At 30.8% G+C, this 16,355-nt stretch carries 16 protein-coding genes and 1 tRNA gene; 13 read left to right on the plus strand and 4 right to left on the minus strand.

What is annotated here, in order from left to right; genetic code table 11:
- Window positions 1–202 precede the first annotated feature (202 nt).
- The 3 genes from MBORA_RS06730 to hisB are packed head-to-tail and all read left to right on the plus strand — an operon-like array spanning window position 203 to window position 1,727.
- Window positions 203–895: a TOBE domain-containing protein gene (locus MBORA_RS06730; protein WP_042692093.1), complete on the plus strand. Its 693-nt coding sequence runs from the start codon at window positions 203–205 to the stop codon at window positions 893–895.
- A gap of 22 nt (window positions 896–917) precedes the next feature.
- Window positions 918–1,109, plus strand: coding sequence for a 4Fe-4S binding protein (locus MBORA_RS10310; protein WP_261795574.1), 192 nt, complete (start codon window positions 918–920; stop codon window positions 1,107–1,109).
- Window positions 1,110–1,148: 39 nt separating this feature from the next.
- Window positions 1,149–1,727, plus strand: a complete 579-nt coding sequence (gene hisB / locus MBORA_RS06735; protein ID WP_042692090.1) for an imidazoleglycerol-phosphate dehydratase HisB — start codon at window positions 1,149–1,151, stop codon at window positions 1,725–1,727.
- Window positions 1,728–1,766: 39 nt separating this feature from the next.
- Here hisB and MBORA_RS06740 read toward each other — a convergent pair whose 3' ends face one another.
- Together MBORA_RS06740 and MBORA_RS06745 are read right to left on the minus strand one after the other, a co-directional pair.
- Window positions 1,767–2,594 carry a F420-dependent methylenetetrahydromethanopterin dehydrogenase gene (locus tag MBORA_RS06740; protein WP_042692088.1) on the minus strand — a complete coding sequence of 276 codons (828 nt, stop codon included), beginning with the start codon at window positions 2,592–2,594 and terminating at the stop codon, window positions 1,767–1,769.
- Window positions 2,595–2,848: 254 nt separating this feature from the next.
- Window positions 2,849–2,920, minus strand: a tRNA-Val gene (locus tag MBORA_RS06745).
- Between the two features lie 131 nt (window positions 2,921–3,051).
- On the opposite strand from MBORA_RS06745, the gene MBORA_RS06750 reads away from it, so the two are divergent.
- Complete coding sequence (locus MBORA_RS06750; protein ID WP_042692085.1) at window positions 3,052–3,975, plus strand: branched-chain amino acid transaminase; 924 nt, start codon at window positions 3,052–3,054, stop codon at window positions 3,973–3,975.
- Between the two features lie 11 nt (window positions 3,976–3,986).
- Window positions 3,987–4,820, plus strand: coding sequence for an undecaprenyl-diphosphatase UppP (gene uppP, locus MBORA_RS06755; protein WP_042692081.1), 834 nt, complete (start codon window positions 3,987–3,989; stop codon window positions 4,818–4,820).
- Between the two features lie 26 nt (window positions 4,821–4,846).
- On the opposite strand, the gene cobT is transcribed toward uppP, so the two are convergent.
- Both cobT and MBORA_RS06765 read right to left on the minus strand, forming a co-directional pair.
- A complete protein-coding gene (cobT, locus tag MBORA_RS06760; RefSeq protein WP_063720429.1) occupies window positions 4,847–5,914 on the minus strand; it encodes a nicotinate mononucleotide-dependent phosphoribosyltransferase CobT in 1,068 nt (355 codons plus the stop codon).
- Between the two features lies 1 nt (window position 5,915).
- Window positions 5,916–6,392: a hypothetical protein gene (locus MBORA_RS06765; RefSeq protein ID WP_063720430.1), complete on the minus strand. Its 477-nt coding sequence runs from the start codon at window positions 6,390–6,392 to the stop codon at window positions 5,916–5,918.
- An 81-nt stretch (window positions 6,393–6,473) separates the two neighbouring features.
- On the opposite strand from MBORA_RS06765, the gene MBORA_RS06770 reads away from it, so the two are divergent.
- The 8 genes from MBORA_RS06770 to MBORA_RS06805 all read left to right on the plus strand — a co-directional run bounded on the left by MBORA_RS06770 (window position 6,474) and on the right by MBORA_RS06805 (window position 16,313).
- Window positions 6,474–8,075, plus strand: a complete 1,602-nt coding sequence (locus MBORA_RS06770) for a bifunctional N(6)-L-threonylcarbamoyladenine synthase/serine/threonine protein kinase (RefSeq protein WP_081738317.1) — start codon at window positions 6,474–6,476, stop codon at window positions 8,073–8,075.
- A 44-nt stretch (window positions 8,076–8,119) separates the two neighbouring features.
- Window positions 8,120–8,671 (plus strand): XTP/dITP diphosphatase, encoded by a 552-nt coding sequence (locus MBORA_RS06775; protein ID WP_042692069.1) that lies wholly within the window; start codon window positions 8,120–8,122, stop codon window positions 8,669–8,671.
- Between the two features lie 67 nt (window positions 8,672–8,738).
- Complete coding sequence (locus MBORA_RS06780) at window positions 8,739–9,137, plus strand: 30S ribosomal protein S15 (RefSeq protein WP_042692065.1); 399 nt, start codon at window positions 8,739–8,741, stop codon at window positions 9,135–9,137.
- Entirely contained in the window at window positions 9,127–10,461 is a 1,335-nt protein-coding gene (locus MBORA_RS06785) for a single-stranded-DNA-specific exonuclease RecJ (protein WP_042692063.1), read from the plus strand. The genes MBORA_RS06780 and MBORA_RS06785 overlap by 11 nt, the downstream gene beginning before the upstream one ends.
- A gap of 1 nt (window position 10,462) precedes the next feature.
- Complete coding sequence (locus tag MBORA_RS06790) at window positions 10,463–11,650, plus strand: aconitase X catalytic domain-containing protein (RefSeq protein ID WP_280634312.1); 1,188 nt, start codon at window positions 10,463–10,465, stop codon at window positions 11,648–11,650.
- Between the two features lie 240 nt (window positions 11,651–11,890).
- Window positions 11,891–13,276 carry a glutamate synthase-related protein gene (locus MBORA_RS06795; protein WP_042692055.1) on the plus strand — a complete coding sequence of 462 codons (1,386 nt, stop codon included), beginning with the start codon at window positions 11,891–11,893 and terminating at the stop codon, window positions 13,274–13,276.
- Between the two features lie 138 nt (window positions 13,277–13,414).
- Entirely contained in the window at window positions 13,415–14,797 is a 1,383-nt protein-coding gene (locus MBORA_RS06800) for a Mur ligase family protein (RefSeq protein ID WP_042692051.1), read from the plus strand.
- Window positions 14,790–16,313: a Mur ligase family protein gene (locus MBORA_RS06805; protein WP_063720431.1), complete on the plus strand. Its 1,524-nt coding sequence runs from the start codon at window positions 14,790–14,792 to the stop codon at window positions 16,311–16,313. The genes MBORA_RS06800 and MBORA_RS06805 overlap by 8 nt, the downstream gene beginning before the upstream one ends.
- Window positions 16,314–16,355: the final 42 nt, after the last annotated feature.

Genomic DNA, 16,355 nt, shown 5'->3' on the forward strand with positions numbered 1-16,355 from the left:
GGAAATACAATGCCCAAAGCACACAAAAAGAAATTCAGAACATTAGAAGGAATATTCAATCAAATAATGCACCAAAAAGATGGCTGGATCGAAAAACGAAAACAAGAGCTAACAAATTGACAGTCCCGACAGTCCCAGATAACTAACAATTTTATATTAAAAAAGATATAACTATTTATATTATATCTTGGGGGATTATAACATGACTGATGTAAAAGCAGGTGTTGAATATAAAATTAATATAGATGATAATTCATTCTTATTAGATAATAAGAAGTTTAAACTACTAAATTCTATTTTAGATACAGGTTCTTTAACTAAATCTGCTGAAATTATTGATGTTTCATATAGGACAGCTTTAAATTATATTGAAAAAATTGAGGATGCTCTTGATGTAAAAATTGTCAATACTACAAAAGGAGGTAAAGGCGGTGGTGGAGGAACTTCTCTTACTCAAGAGGGTTATTCTATTTTAAAAGAATGTAAGAAGATTAATGCTATTATGGAACTTCATACCGATGTTAATGAAATTGAATGTGAAGTTTGTGAAATTGATGAATCTCGTGGAGTGATGTTAATTAAATTTAATGAATCTAAAATTAGTGCTCCATTAAATAGAAATTATGAGCTTGGAGATAAATTATTAGCATTAATTAGTTATGATAATATTTTTTTGATGTTAGAACCTCAAATTTCAAGTATTCGTAATATATTGAAGGGTAAAATTGTTGAGATGAAATTAGAACATGAAATTATCCGTGTTAAAATAGATGTAGGGGGTACTATTTTATGTTCGGATATTACTGTATCTGCAGAAAAGGAGTTAAATTTGAATATTGGTAAAGAAGTTTACATTGGATTTAAAGCTATGTCAGTTGCTACTTTAAAATTATAATAGGGGTGTTTTTATTTTAGAGATCACGGTTGATGAAGATAAATGTATTGGTTGTGGTAAATGTTATGAGATTTGTCCAAAAGCGGCTAAAATTTGGAAGATTGGTAGGGTTGCACGTATATTAGATTTGAGATATTGTCATGTTTGTACATTATGTGCTATGGAATGCCCTACAGATTGTATTATTATTACACGTGATGCTCCGCAACATTAAATTATTGAAGATAAAACTAATTATTATGTGGGTTATAATATGAATAGAAATTCAAATGTTTCAAGGTGTACCTCAGAAACTGATATTACTATAGAAATGAATCTTGATGGTGAAGGCGTATACGATATTTCAACTGGTGTGAACTTTTTTAATCACATGTTAGAAGCATTTTCAAAGCATAGTATGATAGATTTAAATATTGATGCTAAAGGAGATATTGCAGTTGATGATCACCATACGGTTGAAGATGTTGGAATATTAATGGGTGAAGCTTTCAGCCAAGCTGTTGGTGATAAGAAAGGAATTAAAAGAATGGCTAATGCTATTGTACCTATGGATGACTCAGTGGCTACTGTTGCAATTGATATTAGTGGGCGTAGCTATTGTAATCTTGAAATAGATTTTAAAAATGAAAAAATAGGAGACATGACTTCAGATATTGTTATTCACTTTTTTGAATCTTTTGCAAGTTCTGCTAAATTAAATTTTTATGGAACTGTTCAAGGTGCAAATGATCACCATAAAGCCGAAGCTCTTTTTAAAGCATTTGCTAAATCATTAAAAGAAGCTATAAAAATAGAACACAATCAAATTCCTTCAACAAAAGGAATTTTATGATATTTTTTAAAAATTAAAATTAAGTAGCAAAAATGCTACTTATTCTGGTTTTGAAATTAAACAGTTTTTATAACCAAGATTCCCTTCTTTCATGTGAGGAGTTCTTAAAACTGTATCATTTGCTTTTTCAATTTCTCTTGCTTCGTGTGCTAAACTAGCAGCAGCAGAAGCCATTTCGTGTGCAGCTGCAACTAATGGAATGAAGTTTTCATATCCTTTAGTCATGAAACAACCTTTCATATCAAGGTTTGCAACAGCACCTGCCATTTCGTATGCTGCAATAGCTTTTGCTTTTGCATATGGGTTAGTAAATTCAGCAGCAGCTACAGCTTTTTCAGCAGTAATAATGAGTTTTGGTAATTCAATGTTGTCTGCTTCAGCCCCTTCAATTACAGCATCAATAGTTTTTTGCACTAATCTTAATGCTCCGGTATTAGCTAATACTTTTAAAATGTCTGCATTGAAAATAGCCATTTCAGTTGGGTCTAACCATTCTCTTTTAGCACCAATCATTGGATCAGACATTACAATAATGTAACCTAATCCTTGTTCATCCATTTCATCTGTTTTACTTTTACCTGGTGCATCACCAATAATGATAGCTGGAATGCCTTTTTCAGATAAGATTTCTCTTGCTTTAGCAGGTCCAGGAGCTCCTGGGTTTGGACTAATAAATATTGCGAAATCAGGATTAAATTGGTCAAGTTTAGGAACAACGTCTTCAACTTGTTCTGGATTCATTTTAGCTCCAGATCCAAATACTCTCACATCTATGTTAGGTCTGTCTGCTCTTTCATCAAGTAATAAATCTATTACTGGTGAAGTACCAATATTTCCACTTTTTATAATACCTATTTTTACAACCATTATTTCACCTTTTGGTTGTTTTTTATTTTATTGTATTACTTATATTAAACTTTTCATTTAATTTTCATCGAATGAATAATAGTTAATATTGACTAAGAATAGCTTAAATTTTAATTTTAATGAATTATGTAGTATTATATAAAATTTGGTAATACTTGATTTAAATAAACATATTTTTTTGTTATTAAAAAATTTTCAATTTTAGTAATAATCATGTTAAGAAAATCCATAAAACAATAAAAAATAGAATTAAATGGTTCCGACGAGATTCGAACTCGTGATCCCCTCCTTGTAAGGGAGGTATCATACCACTAGACCACGGAACCAAATCAACATTTAATATTATTAGTTAAGTTAATATATAACTTTTTCGGTTAAATATTATTCTTTTATCTAAAAATATATTACTTAATAAAAATATAAAGTAATCTGTTTAAATTAATTATGTTGTGATAAAATGGCTTGGGATGATTCAGCAAGTAAAATATGGATAGATGGAAAAATGGTTAATTGGGAAGATGCACAAATTCATGTGCTTTCTCATGTAGTTCATTATGGTACAAGCATTTTTGAAGGTATTCGTGCATATAATAATGATAATGGAACTTGTGTTTTTCGTTTAAAAGAACATGTAAAACGTTTATTTGATTCAGCAAAAATTTATAAAATTGATATTCCTTTCACTCAAGAGGATATTGAAGAAGCTATTAAAGAAACAATTAAAATAAATGACTTAAAATCTTGTTATATACGCCCTGTTGTGTTTAGAGGATATGGAGAATTAGGAGTTACTCCATTAGGTTGTCCAGTCAATTCTGTTATTGCTGCTTGGCAGTGGGGTTCTTATTTAGGTGAAGATGGGATGGCGAAAGGGGTAAATATTGGGGTTTCTTCTTGGAGAAAACCTGCTCCAAATACTTTTCCTGCATTAGCTAAATGTGGAGCAAATTATATGAACTCTCAATTAGCTAAACTTGAAGCTATTGATAATGGTTTTGATGAAGCTATCATGTTAGATTATGCCGGAAATGTTTCTGAGGGAAGTGGGGAAAACATATTCCTTGTTGAAGATAATATTTTATACACCCCATCATTGTCTTCTTCTAATCTTAAAGGAATTACTCGTGATTCTATCATGAAAGTAGCTCGTGATTTAGGACACGATGTTGTTGAGGAAACTATTTCTCGTGAAAGATTATATTTGGCTGATGAGGTCTTTTTTACAGGAACTGCAGCTGAAGTTACTCCTATTCGTTCAATTGATCATAGACTTGTCGGTGAAGGTAAGAGAGGACCTATTTGTGAAAAAATACAAAAAACTTTCTTTGACATTGTTGAAGCTAAAATTGAAGATAAATATGGTTGGTTGTCTTATATTTAATGGTGTCGTTTATGAATATAATTCAAGGGATTATTATTGGAATTGTACAAGGTTTAACTGAATTTTTACCTGTTAGTAGTTCGGCTCATTTAGTATTTATTCAAAGGATTTTAGGTGTTAAAAGTTCCCTAGCTTTCGATACTTTCCTTCATTTAGGAACATTACTTGCAGTTTTATGGTTTTTCAGAGCAGATATTTATAAAATGCTAAAATCATGGTGGTTAAGTATTGGAGATATTTTACAAGGTAGATTTAGAGAAGGATTTAAAAATGATCCTTATAAAAGACTAGCTTGGTATGTTATTTTAGCTACTATTCCTGTTGGTGTCGTAGGCATATTATTTGAAAATCAGGTAGATGCACTATTTGCTGGTGCTCTTTATGTTCCTGCATTCTTTTTATTTGTAACTGGTACTATACTTTATTTATCTCAAAGAATGAATAGTGGTAATGTTAATTATGATACTATTACTAAAAAAGAAGCCTTGTTTATGGGATTAGGTCAAGCATGTGCAATTCTTCCAGGACTTTCTCGTTCTGGTACTACAATAGCTGCAGGTCTCACAATAGGTTTGAATAAGGAATTTGCTGCAAAATTCAGCTTTATTTTATCCATTCCAGCTATTTTAGGTGCTTTTCTAGTTCAAATTAAAGATATTGGCACGGCTTTAGATGTTAACTTTGCAGCAGTTATTTTAGGATTTATTGCATCATTTGTAGCAGGGTATGTTGCTATTAAATGGATGTTAGATTTAATTCAGAAAAAAAGTTTGGATATTTTTGCTTACTATTGTTGGATGGTGGGTATAATTGTATTTATGGGTTCAATCGCCCATATATTTTAAAAAAAGATTATAGAGATTTTTAATCTCTATTTACATACTCTTTCTATTTTTTTTCTTAGTTTTTCTACAGAACTTCCACGAACAAGTGCTGTAAACATACAACCTCCTGCTCCAGCTCCTTCTTTTACAAATCCTGTAAGATAGTTTTTGAGTCCTTCATGCTCTGTATCTTCAAAACGAGGATCTACAATATGGATTGTAATACTATTATCGATTTGTTTTAAAATTCCAAATAAATCAGCAGTTTTATCTTTTGCAACAAAAACTGTTGTTGCTATGTTAATTCTTGAAAAATCGAAATTAGGTTGGATTGACTTTATAACAGCACAAACTGCTGCCATTTGAGTTCCTCCACCTAGAATTATTGGAATGTCTGATCCAATAATTAATCCTGCCATTGCAGGAATTGTGGGATCACCAACAGCTCCAATAGCTTGCATTGCATCTACATCATCATTTTCAGGATCAATATTGGCATTTTTTAAGCCTTCATCAACGATTTTTCTTTTTAAATCATGGGGGTTATGGGGCATACTTCCACTAACTTTTTCATTAGCTTCGTAACCTAGAGCTTTTAATACTCCAAGAGCAGTAGTTGTACCTGCAGGTATGCTTTCACCAATAATGAGCATTTCATGTCTTCTAGATAATTCTGCACCTAAATCTTTTCCATTTTCAAATATTTCTAATGGATTTAAAACACCTTTTCCACTTCTAATATCTCTTCCATATTCTTTTCCAAAGCTTACATATTCTACATCAGGTCTTATTTTTGAACCTGCATTTATAATTACAAATGGGATATTAGCAAGTTCTAATGCTGCTTTTGAAAGCAGGGCCGGGGTTGGTGCAACAGATTCTCCAACAACAGTTTGTGGAACATTATCCATGCAATGTACATTATTTAAAATCATTAATTCAACATCTGCTGCTGGGGTGTATTCAGTTAAATCTTCTGATGCTCCAGCTCCAGAAAGTCCTGGAATTAATGAAGTTTCTGTTGTACCTATTGTACATAAGAACACAGGGTCTTCGGTTTGTTTTAGGGTATCTATTAGGCTATTATTACCGTAAGTAGTTATTCCATCTATCATATTATCTCCTTAACTTTTTTATCTCTTCAATAATAATTTTATTTTGATTAATAATTTTTTGGTTTTGAAGCATGATTTTGTTTAATAATTCTTTATCTTCACTATTAAAACTTTTAGCATCTCTAGCTCTTGGTGGGATTTTAATTTGTTCTTTTGGGGGGAGAGTACTGTCTCCTTTAGGCGGAATCATGTTCTTTTTTTGAGAATTTGCAATATTATACCTTTCAATATAGTCATGTGAAACTTCTTTTTTAGATTTTTCATTTAAAAGTTCCATTAATCTCTCATCAACCTTTTCGCTACCTTTTATTTGTTCTTCTTCAACTTCAAATCTTAATCTTTTTTGAATATTATAAGCATCCCAAATAGGGATTCCTCGCTCATTACATTCAGCTTTAAATGCATCTGAGATGTTAATATCTCCAGTTAACTTAGTAACTCTTTTTTGTTCTATCGTGTTTTCACTATAAAATCCCATAGTATCTACTTTATTTTTTAAATTAAAATATATTTTTATATTTATAAATAGTAATATAGTAATTAATAAAATTATTTTTAGTTGATTATTTTGATATGTTTAGGTATTGAGGGAACAGCAGAAAAAACTGGTGTAGGGGTTGTTGATAGTGATGGGAATATTCTAGCTATAACTGGAAAGCAGTTATTTCCCGAAGAAGGAGGTATTCATCCAAGAATCGCTGCTGAACATCATGCAAAATGGATTCCTAAGTTAATTCCCGAAGCTATAATGGAAGCAGGAATTAATTACGATGACATTGATTTAATTTCATTTTCACAGGGTCCAGGATTAGGTCCAGCTTTGAGAATTGTAGCTACATCTGCTAGATCACTTGCTTTATCTTTAAATAAACCAATTATTGGAGTTAATCATTGCATTGGGCATGTTGAAGTTGGAAAATTAGATACTGGTGCAGTTAATCCTGTTTCACTTTATGTTAGTGGTGGAAATAGTCAAGTTATTGCATATGAAAGTGGAAGATACAGGATTTTTGGTGAAACCCTGGATATAGCTATTGGTAATTGCTTAGACCATTTTAGTCGTGAATGTGGTTTAGGCCATCCTGGAGGACCTATTATTGAAAAATTAGCTAAAAATGGTTCTTATATTGATTTACCTTACATTGTCAAGGGAATGGATTTTTCATTTTCTGGATTGTTGTCTGCTGCATTAAGACAGGCACAAAAGGGAACTCCTATGGAAGATATTTGTTTTTCTCTTCAAGAAACTGCTTTTGCAATGCTTGTTGAGGTTACGGAAAGAGCACTTTCACATACACAAAAAGATGAGGTTATGTTGTGTGGAGGGGTTTCTGCAAATTCTAGGCTTCGAAAAATGATTAAGTCCATGGCATTTGAACATGGGGCTAAATTTTACATGCCTGAGATGAAATTATGTGGAGATAATGGTGTCATGATTGCATGGTTAGGTTTGTTAATGTATAATCAATTTGGGCCAATGAATATTAAAGATACAAATATTATTCAAAAGTTTAGAACTGATGAAGTAGATATTCCCTGGATTGATAATAATAAAAATTATTTAAAGCTAGATGATAACTTAATTGCAAAAGGAGCAGAATCCAACATTGTTAAAACTAGTTATTTAGGTTTAAATGCAGTTTTAAAAGATAGAATTCCTAAAAAATATAGAATTTCTGAGATTGATAATAAAATTAGAAAACAAAGATGTAAACTTGAAGCTAAATTATTATCTGATGCAAAAAGAGCAGGAGTAGTTACTCCAGTATTATATGATGTTGATTTAAAATTTAAAGCGATTTTAATGGAAAAAATTAATGGATCAATGCTTAAAGAGGTTATCAATGAAGATTTAGCATATAATCTGGGTAAATATATTGCTAGATTACATATGGCAAATATTATTCATGGAGATATAACCTCATCTAATATAATGCTTAATGATAAAAATCAGTTAGTTTTCCTTGATTTTGGTTTAGGTAGGTATTCAAATTTAGATGAAGATAAAGCCGTTGATTTACTTGTTTTAAAGAAATCACTACAAAGTATTAATTATGAACTTGCTTTAAAATATTTTAAAAGTGTTTTAAAAGGTTATGGGGATGATAAAATATTGAATAAAATTTTAGATATTGAATCTAGAGGGAGGTATACTCATTAAAATTTTAAAAAAATATATAAAAACTTTATTATATAATTAATTTCATGATAACATTTATAACTGGAAACAAACATAAAGTTATAGAAGCAGAGAATATTTTCAAAGATTATGACATTAACTTAGAGCATATTGATTTTGGTTACTGCGAACCTCAAGGAACACTTGAAGAGGTAGCTATATCAGGCGCAAAATATGCTAGTCGTAAACTTGATAGACCTGTGATAGTTGAAGATGCTGGTTTATTCATTAAAGCTTTAAAAGGTTTTCCTGGAACTTATTCATCATATGTTCAAGATACAATAGGAAATAAAGGTATTTTAAAGTTATTAACAGATACTGATAATCGTTGTGCCGAATTCAGGTCAGTTATTGGGTACTGTGCCCCCAATTCTGAGCCCAAGATCTTTTTAGGCAAAGTATCAGGTGAAATCGCAGTTGAAGAGAGAGGAAATTTAGGATTTGCTTTTGATCCGATTTTTTATGTTCCTAGTGAAGATAAAACATTTGGAGAATTAACAACTGATGAAAAAAACAGATTTTCACATAGAAAAAACTCTTTAGAAAAATTTATTAAATGGTATTCTAGCCAAAAGTAGATTTTTTTTCTAAGAATTTATTTATAATATTTATTGGGCTAATTAAATAAAAATATGAGGTAATTACATGGCAAGACCAGAATGGGTAACTTATAGTGATGAAGAAATTGAAGAAATGATTTTAAAATTTAACAGAGAAGGTAAAAGTACATCTCAAATAGGTATTTTATTAAGAGATCAATATGGAATTCCTAGTGTAAAAGATGTTACTGGTGAGAGAATCACAGAAATTTTAATTAGAAATAATCAAGCTGGATTGTATCCTGAAGATTTATTAAACTTAATTAGAAGAGCAGTAAACATTAGAGATCATTTAACTGAAAATCCTAAAGACTTACATTCTAAAAGAGGTTTAACAATTATTGAATCTAGAATTAGAAGATTAGCCTCTTACTATGTAAGTGAAGGTAAATTACCAGAAGGTTGGAGATACGATCCACAAGAAGCAGCACTCCTTGTTAAGTAGAGCTAGTGAAGCTACTAATATGCTTAAAGAGCATATGGAAAAGGATGAGGTTATAAGAATTATTTCTCATCATGATGCTGATGGAATTTCATCAGCGGCAGTGATAGCGAATGCTTTAGCCGAAGAAGGTGTTCAATATCACACAACTATTATTCCACGCTTAAAACCAGATATTGTAAATGAATTAAGGCATGAAAAATATAATTTATTTATTTTTTCAGACATGGGCAGTGCATTTATAAAAGATTTTAACACTTATAAAAGCGATGTAATTGTTGCAGATCACCATCAGGTATGTGGTAGCGAAGCAGAAAGCAATGTTGTTCATTTAAACCCACATTTATTTGGAATTGATGGAAGTAAAGATTTAAGTGGAGCAGGTTCTAGCTATTTAGTTATAAGAGATTTAAATAAAAAGCATTTAGCTCATTTTGCATTAATCGGTGCATTTGGAGATATGCAGGGTCAAAAAGGATTTACTGGAGTTAATAGATTAATTTTAGATGATGCTCTTGAAAGTGGCAGATTAGAGATTCATGAAGGTTTAAAAATTGTTTCTAAATCCTCAGAACCTCTTTACAAATCATTATCTTATACTTTTTCGCCACCTCTTCCTAAAATTAGTGGAGACTTTGAAGGTTCAATCGAGTTTTTAGAGAGAATGGGATTATCTTATGGTATTAAATTCTCTGATTTAGGTGAAGAAGAAAGAGATATTCTTAAAAACGAGCTTATTAAAATAAATCCAGATATTTTTGCTGATTGTTATACTCTTCCAAAAGAAATTCCATTTTTACGTGATTTAGAAGAGTATTCTTATATTCTTGATGCATGCGGTAAAAATAAGAAATTTGGTCTTGGGTTAAGTATAGCTCTTGGAGAACGCGAAAAAGCACTAGAAACTGCTATAGGCTTACAGAAAAAGTACCGTGATCAAATTGTTAAAGGACTTGAATGGGTTAAAAGAGAAGGCACTGTTCAACTTTCAAATTCACAATACTTGTATAGTGATGATAAAGTTTTAAAATCTGTTATGGGAACAATTGCAAGTATTGGATTATCTGTTGAGTTAATAGACAATTCAAAACCAGTTATTGGACTTTCTAGACTACATAATGATATAAAAATTTCTGGTAGGACAACAAGGTCTATGGTGGAAAAAGGAGTAGATTTAGGGAAAGCCTTACAAGACAGTTCTAATAACTTTGGTGGTCAAGGTGGAGGTCATGATATAGCTGCTGGAGCGTTAATTCCTTATGAAAGTAAACATAACTTTTTACATTTAGTGGATGATATGATTGGATTCCAACTAGGCAATGATTAATATGTTTTTAACAAAAGATGAAGAGAAAATGTGTGATGGGGAGTTTGGAGAAACTGTCCGTAAAAGCATGGATATTTTAGTTGCTTTAGGAGATATTTATGGGGCATCTAAACTAGTAGATATTACTTCAGCTCAAGTATCTGGTGTTTCTTATAAGACAATAGGAGATGCAGGTTTGGAATATCTTGAAGACTTAGCCAAAGGAGATTTAATAGATTCTAATATTAATGCATCACTAAATCCTCCAGGAACAGATTTAAATAATTGGAAAGAACTTGGTTTTCCAGAGGAGTTTTCAATTAAACAAAATCAAATAGTAGATGCATATGCTAAACTTGGAATCTCAAAAACCTGTACCTGCACGCCTTATCTTGTAGGAAACGTTCCAAGATTTGGCGACCATGTTTCATGGTCTGAATCATCAGCAGTTGCATATGTAAACTCGGTTATTGGTGCAAAAACAAATCGTGAAGGAGGACCTGCTGCTTTAGCTGCAGCTATTGTTGGGAAAACTCCTTTATATGGTTTTCATTTAGATTATAATAGAAAAGCTAATTTAATTGTTAATGTTGAATGTGGGCTTAAAGGTGCTGATTTTGGAGCATTAGGATATATCATTGGCAAAGCTGTTGGAGGAGGCGTTCCATATTTTAAACTTAAAAACACTCCAAATAATAATGATTTAAAAACATTAGGAGCAGCATTAGCTTCATCTGGTTCAGTAGCACTTTATCACATGGAAAATATCACACCAGAGTTTAAAAATGCTAATAAAAAAGAAGTTGAAGACATCATTTTTATTTCTAAAAAAGACATTTTAGAAACAAGAGATAATTTATCTACTACAAATAAAGAAGCAGATTTAATTTGTCTTGGTTGTCCTCATGCCTCTCTTGAAGAGATTAAACAAGTAGCTAATATAGTTCAAGGAAAAACTATTAAAAACAAACTATGGATTTGTACATCAATTAGTGTAAAAGCTACAGCAGATAGAATGGGATATACAGACATTATTGAAAAAGCTGGAGGTAATGTTGTCTGTGATACTTGTATGGTTGTAGCTCCTATTGAAGATATGGGCTTTGAAGTTATTGGTGTAAATTCAGCAAAAGCAGCAAATTATGTTCCGTCAATGTGTGGACTTGATGTTGTTTATGATGATACAGAAAATCTAATTCAATTTGAATAGATTTTTTATTTTCAAACATGTAAAAAATACAAATCAATTTATATCGGAAAAGACATTCTTAAAAAGAATACAAATCCAGTAAATATTGAAAATTAATTCTCCCAACTTTTTTTTCATTTTTAAAATTTAAATTTTCTTTAAATGATAATAAGATGCTATTTCATCTGAAGATTTTTTTAATGAGATATAAAAACTTATATATGATTTTTTTCATTAATTTAATTATATCGGAGTGAAAGTATGATATATAAATGTCTTATTTGTGGCCACATTCATAATGAAGAAGCAACTGGAGTATTGTTGAAAGATTTAGATAAATGTCCTACTTGTAAACAGGACATATCTAATTTTGTTGAAGTTGAAAATTCAGATTCAATTTCTGAAATTCAAAAAGAAACTTTAGATCTATCTTATCCAAAAGAATTTGCTAAAAGTGATAAAGATATTAGACAAATGGATGCTATTCATCAAATGGCTATTTCTGGTCAATCATTAATAGCTGCAATGTATACAGACTTACCAATGCCCAATTGGGATGATATTTTACTTTTAGGATGCCAACTAAATCCACAACCGTTAGAATCTGATATTGATGTTAACACAACAACAGTAATTGGGAAAACAGCTAAAAAGCCATTAGTTATTGAAAGTCCAATTTATATAACTCACATGTCTTTTGGTGCTTTATCAAGAGAAAGTAAAATAGCTCTTTCAAAGGGAAGTGCAGGTATTAAAACAGCTCAATGCAGTGGTGAAGGGGGCATTTTACCTGAAGAAATGGAAAATGCTTACAAGTATATTTTTGAATATGTTCCAAACAAATACTCATTAAGTGATGAGAATTTGAAAAATTCCGATGCTATTGAAATAAAGATAGGACAATCTACAAAACCAGGCTTGGGTGGACAACTACAAGGAGAAAAAGTAACCTCTGAAATTGCAAATATTAGAAATAAATCTGTAGGTCAAGATATTCATTCTCCAGCTACAATCCCTGAAGTCAATTCTAAGGAAGATTTAAAAGAATTAGTTTCACATTTAAGAAAAAAATCTGAAGGTCGCCCAATTGGGTTAAAATTTGCAGCAGGAAGAATTGAAGATGATTTAGAATATGCATGTTATGCTAAACCTGATTTTATTACTATTGATGGTAGGGGTGGATCAACTGGTGCAAGTCCTAAAATTATTCGTGATTCAACATCAGTTCCTACAATTTATGCATTAAGTAGAGCTAGAGAGTACCTAGACAATCATAATAGTAATATTACACTAACAATCACTGGTGGTTTACGTATTTCATCGGATTTTGCTAAAGCATTGGCATTGGGTGCAGATGCGATAGCTATTGGAACAGGGGCATTAATTGCATCAGCATGTCAACAATATAAAGTTTGCCACACTGGATATTGTCCAGTTGGTGTTGCAACTCAAAATCCTGAAAATCGTAAAAGATTAAAAATTGAATCCTCTGCAAAAAGAGTTGAAAACTATTTAAAAGTTTCTACAGAAGAATTAAAACAATTCGCAAGAATTACTGGACATAATAATGTTCATGATTTGGATATTAATGATTTATGCACAATAAACTCTGAAATTTCTAACTATACAAACATTAAACATGCGTAATTAATCTTGTTAATAAACATAAATCTTTATTTTTAAGAAAATTTATTCTCTCTTAGATTTAAAGGCGATTATAATTAAACTTATAAATTTAATAAAGTCAATATATTAATATATTAATTTATTTTTTGAGGAAATTTCATGAATTATTTAGTTGTAGGTGCGGGAAATGCTGGAAGACCGGTTGCAAGGTTGCTTAATAATCAAGGCCATAAAGTTATAATTACAGATCCAAAAGAATTATCTGATTTTAAAGTAGAATTTCAAAGATTTCTAATACAAATGGAAAAAGAAGGAGTTATCCTAGATTTAGGTAATCCAGATCCTTCTTTAGATGGAATTGACATTGTTTATAAGGCTCCTACTTTACCAGATAGTGCTCCTATTGCTAAAAAAATAGCTGAAGCTAATGTGGATGTTTTATCAAATGAAGAGTTTTCAATAATGCTTAATGATTTAATTCCTGTTGATATTATTGGAATAACTGGCACTATGGGTAAAACAACAACAACATTTATTACTACTAGCTTATTTAAACAAGCAGGTTATAAAGTTTGGTCATGTTCTTCTTTAGTTAATAATTTAGTTAGTGAGGCTATTATCGACGGTGTTGTTAAAGGTGAAGCAGAAAATTGTGATATAGCTATTTTTGAACTTCCTCATGGAACTATTGGACTTTTAAATAAATTGGATTTAAAAATAGGTCTTTTAACTAATATTGCTGAGGATCATTTATCTGAGTTTGATGGTTCTCTTGAAAAGTATCAACAACGTAAACTGATTTTAGAGGCGATGAGTGAAACATTTATTTCAAATGATTCTTGTAGGAGCATTATTTCAAAAGTAAGAAATGATGCTATTTACTATGCATTAGATAAGGATGTTGACTTTAAAGGTATTGTTGGAGATGAGTCATTAACTATTGAGTATGGTGAAGATAAATTCACAGCCCCTTTTAATATGATGAGTTATTTCTTTGAAAATGCACTTGCAGCATCAGCTTTGGCTTTAACATATGGTATTAAAAAAGAGGATATTATTACTGCATTAACAGAATTTAGAGGACTGCCTGCTCATATGGAATATGTTGGTGATTATAATGGAAGAGATGTAATTCTAGATTCTGCATTTTTATATGATGGTATGAAAATTACATTAGAATATTTTAAAGACGATAACGTGATTTTATTTTTAGATCACTTTGACACGCTTTCTAAAAGGGATAAAGCCGAAGTTGGCAAGCTAGTAGGAGAATATGTGGATGTTATAATAGCTAGTGGATTTAATGAGGTTACTCAGGAAGTGGAGATTGAAGCAGCACATGAAATATTGGATGCTATTGAAAATCCTAATGCTATAAAAGTTGCTGTAGAAACAATAGAAAAAGCAGCAGAGCTTACTTTTAAATATTCTAAACCAGGAGATATTATTTTACATATGGGTCCACTTATAGCTTATGATAGACTAACTACTGTTGATAAAATTATGAAAGGGCTTGAAGAGGGAAGTAGGAAATATGAATGAGTCTGATTTTGATAAAAACACTATTTTTGGTGTAATTGGTGTTTGTGGAGCAAATAATAATCTAATAGCTAGAATACTTTGTGAAAGAGGTTTCAAAGTTATTGGAACCGATTTGTCTCAAAAAAAAGATTGTAAGTTTGCAAATGCTTTAAATGCATATGATATAGATGTTTTTTATGGTAAAACACCAAATGCATTTTTCAATAAGGCAGATTATATTATTCCACCAGCAAGTTTACCTAAGGATTCTGATATTTTTAAAAGAATAAATAAACCAATTTTAGAATTAAATGACATAATTGAAATATTTAAACCAAACAAAGCAGTTTTTGGAATAACTGGTACTAATGGTAAAACAACATCAACAACATTGCTTAAAAAAATAGCTTTTGATAATGGTATTGTTCCTTGTGAACATAATTTAGATGGAATGCAAGGTAATGCAGAATTTATCCCGATTTTGCAATCAAGATTAAATGCGGATGTGGGAATTTTGGAAGTTGGAACATTCGGAGTACCTGGCACAGTTGGCAGAATAGTAAAAAGTTCTGACATGTGCGGTGGTTTGATTACCAATATTACTCCAGATCATTTAAATGACCTGGGAAGTTTTATGGATTATGCAAATGTAAAAGGAGAATTTATATCTGAATTAAATAATCGTAAATTAATAGTAAATGGAAATGATCCAACAATAATTGGACTTTTAAGAGAATTAAATTATCAAGGAGAACTTATTACATTTGGAGTTGATGAACTTCCAGATTCTCTAGGAATTAAAGAATGTGTTTGTGGAGAAGATATTGCCGTTAAAGAAATTATTTCCGGTTGTGGATATTACTACTGCCAATGTGGAATTACAACTCCTCAATTTGATTATGTTGCAACAAATGTTGATTTAACAAACAGGACTTTTGATTTATACACTCCAAGTGAAAAACTAACAGTAAAAATGGGAATCGATGGACTTCACAATGTATATAATATTACTGGAGTTATTATAGCTGCTCATGAATTCTTAAAGTTACCTTTTGATAAAATTTTAAAATCAGTTGCAACTTTCACAGGTGTTAAAGGCAGAATGGAAAAAGTAGCAAAAATAAATTCAAAAAACATTTTCATAGATTATGCTCACAATCCTGCAGGAGTCCAAACAGTTTTAGGGGAATTTAAAAAATTATTCGGGGACTTTACAACAGTTATTACAGTTTCTTCTGAATCAGGTCTTGAAGGAGATTTAGAGATTTTTAATAGTGTAGTTAAATTTTCAAAATTTATTGTTCCAGCATCATCTGCTTCTCAAAAAATTGCAAGTGAAAAATTAAAAGAAAACCCAAAATTAAACGATAAAATATTTTTAAATCATATAAGCGAATTTGAAAAAAAAGGAACTCTTGGAGCTAGCGAAAATAATGTGCGGGATGGAATAAAAAAAGCTTTAAATTTAGATTGTGACATGATTGTAGCTATTGGAGAGGCAGCTATTAAGTTTAAAAATGTTATTTATGAGTTATAATTTACGTAATGGATAAAAAAAGAAAAAGATGGAAGTTTATAA

Origin of the sequence: Methanobrevibacter oralis (assembly GCF_001639275.1) — an archaeon.
In the GTDB taxonomy this organism is placed as follows: domain Archaea; phylum Methanobacteriota; class Methanobacteria; order Methanobacteriales; family Methanobacteriaceae; genus Methanocatella; species Methanocatella oralis.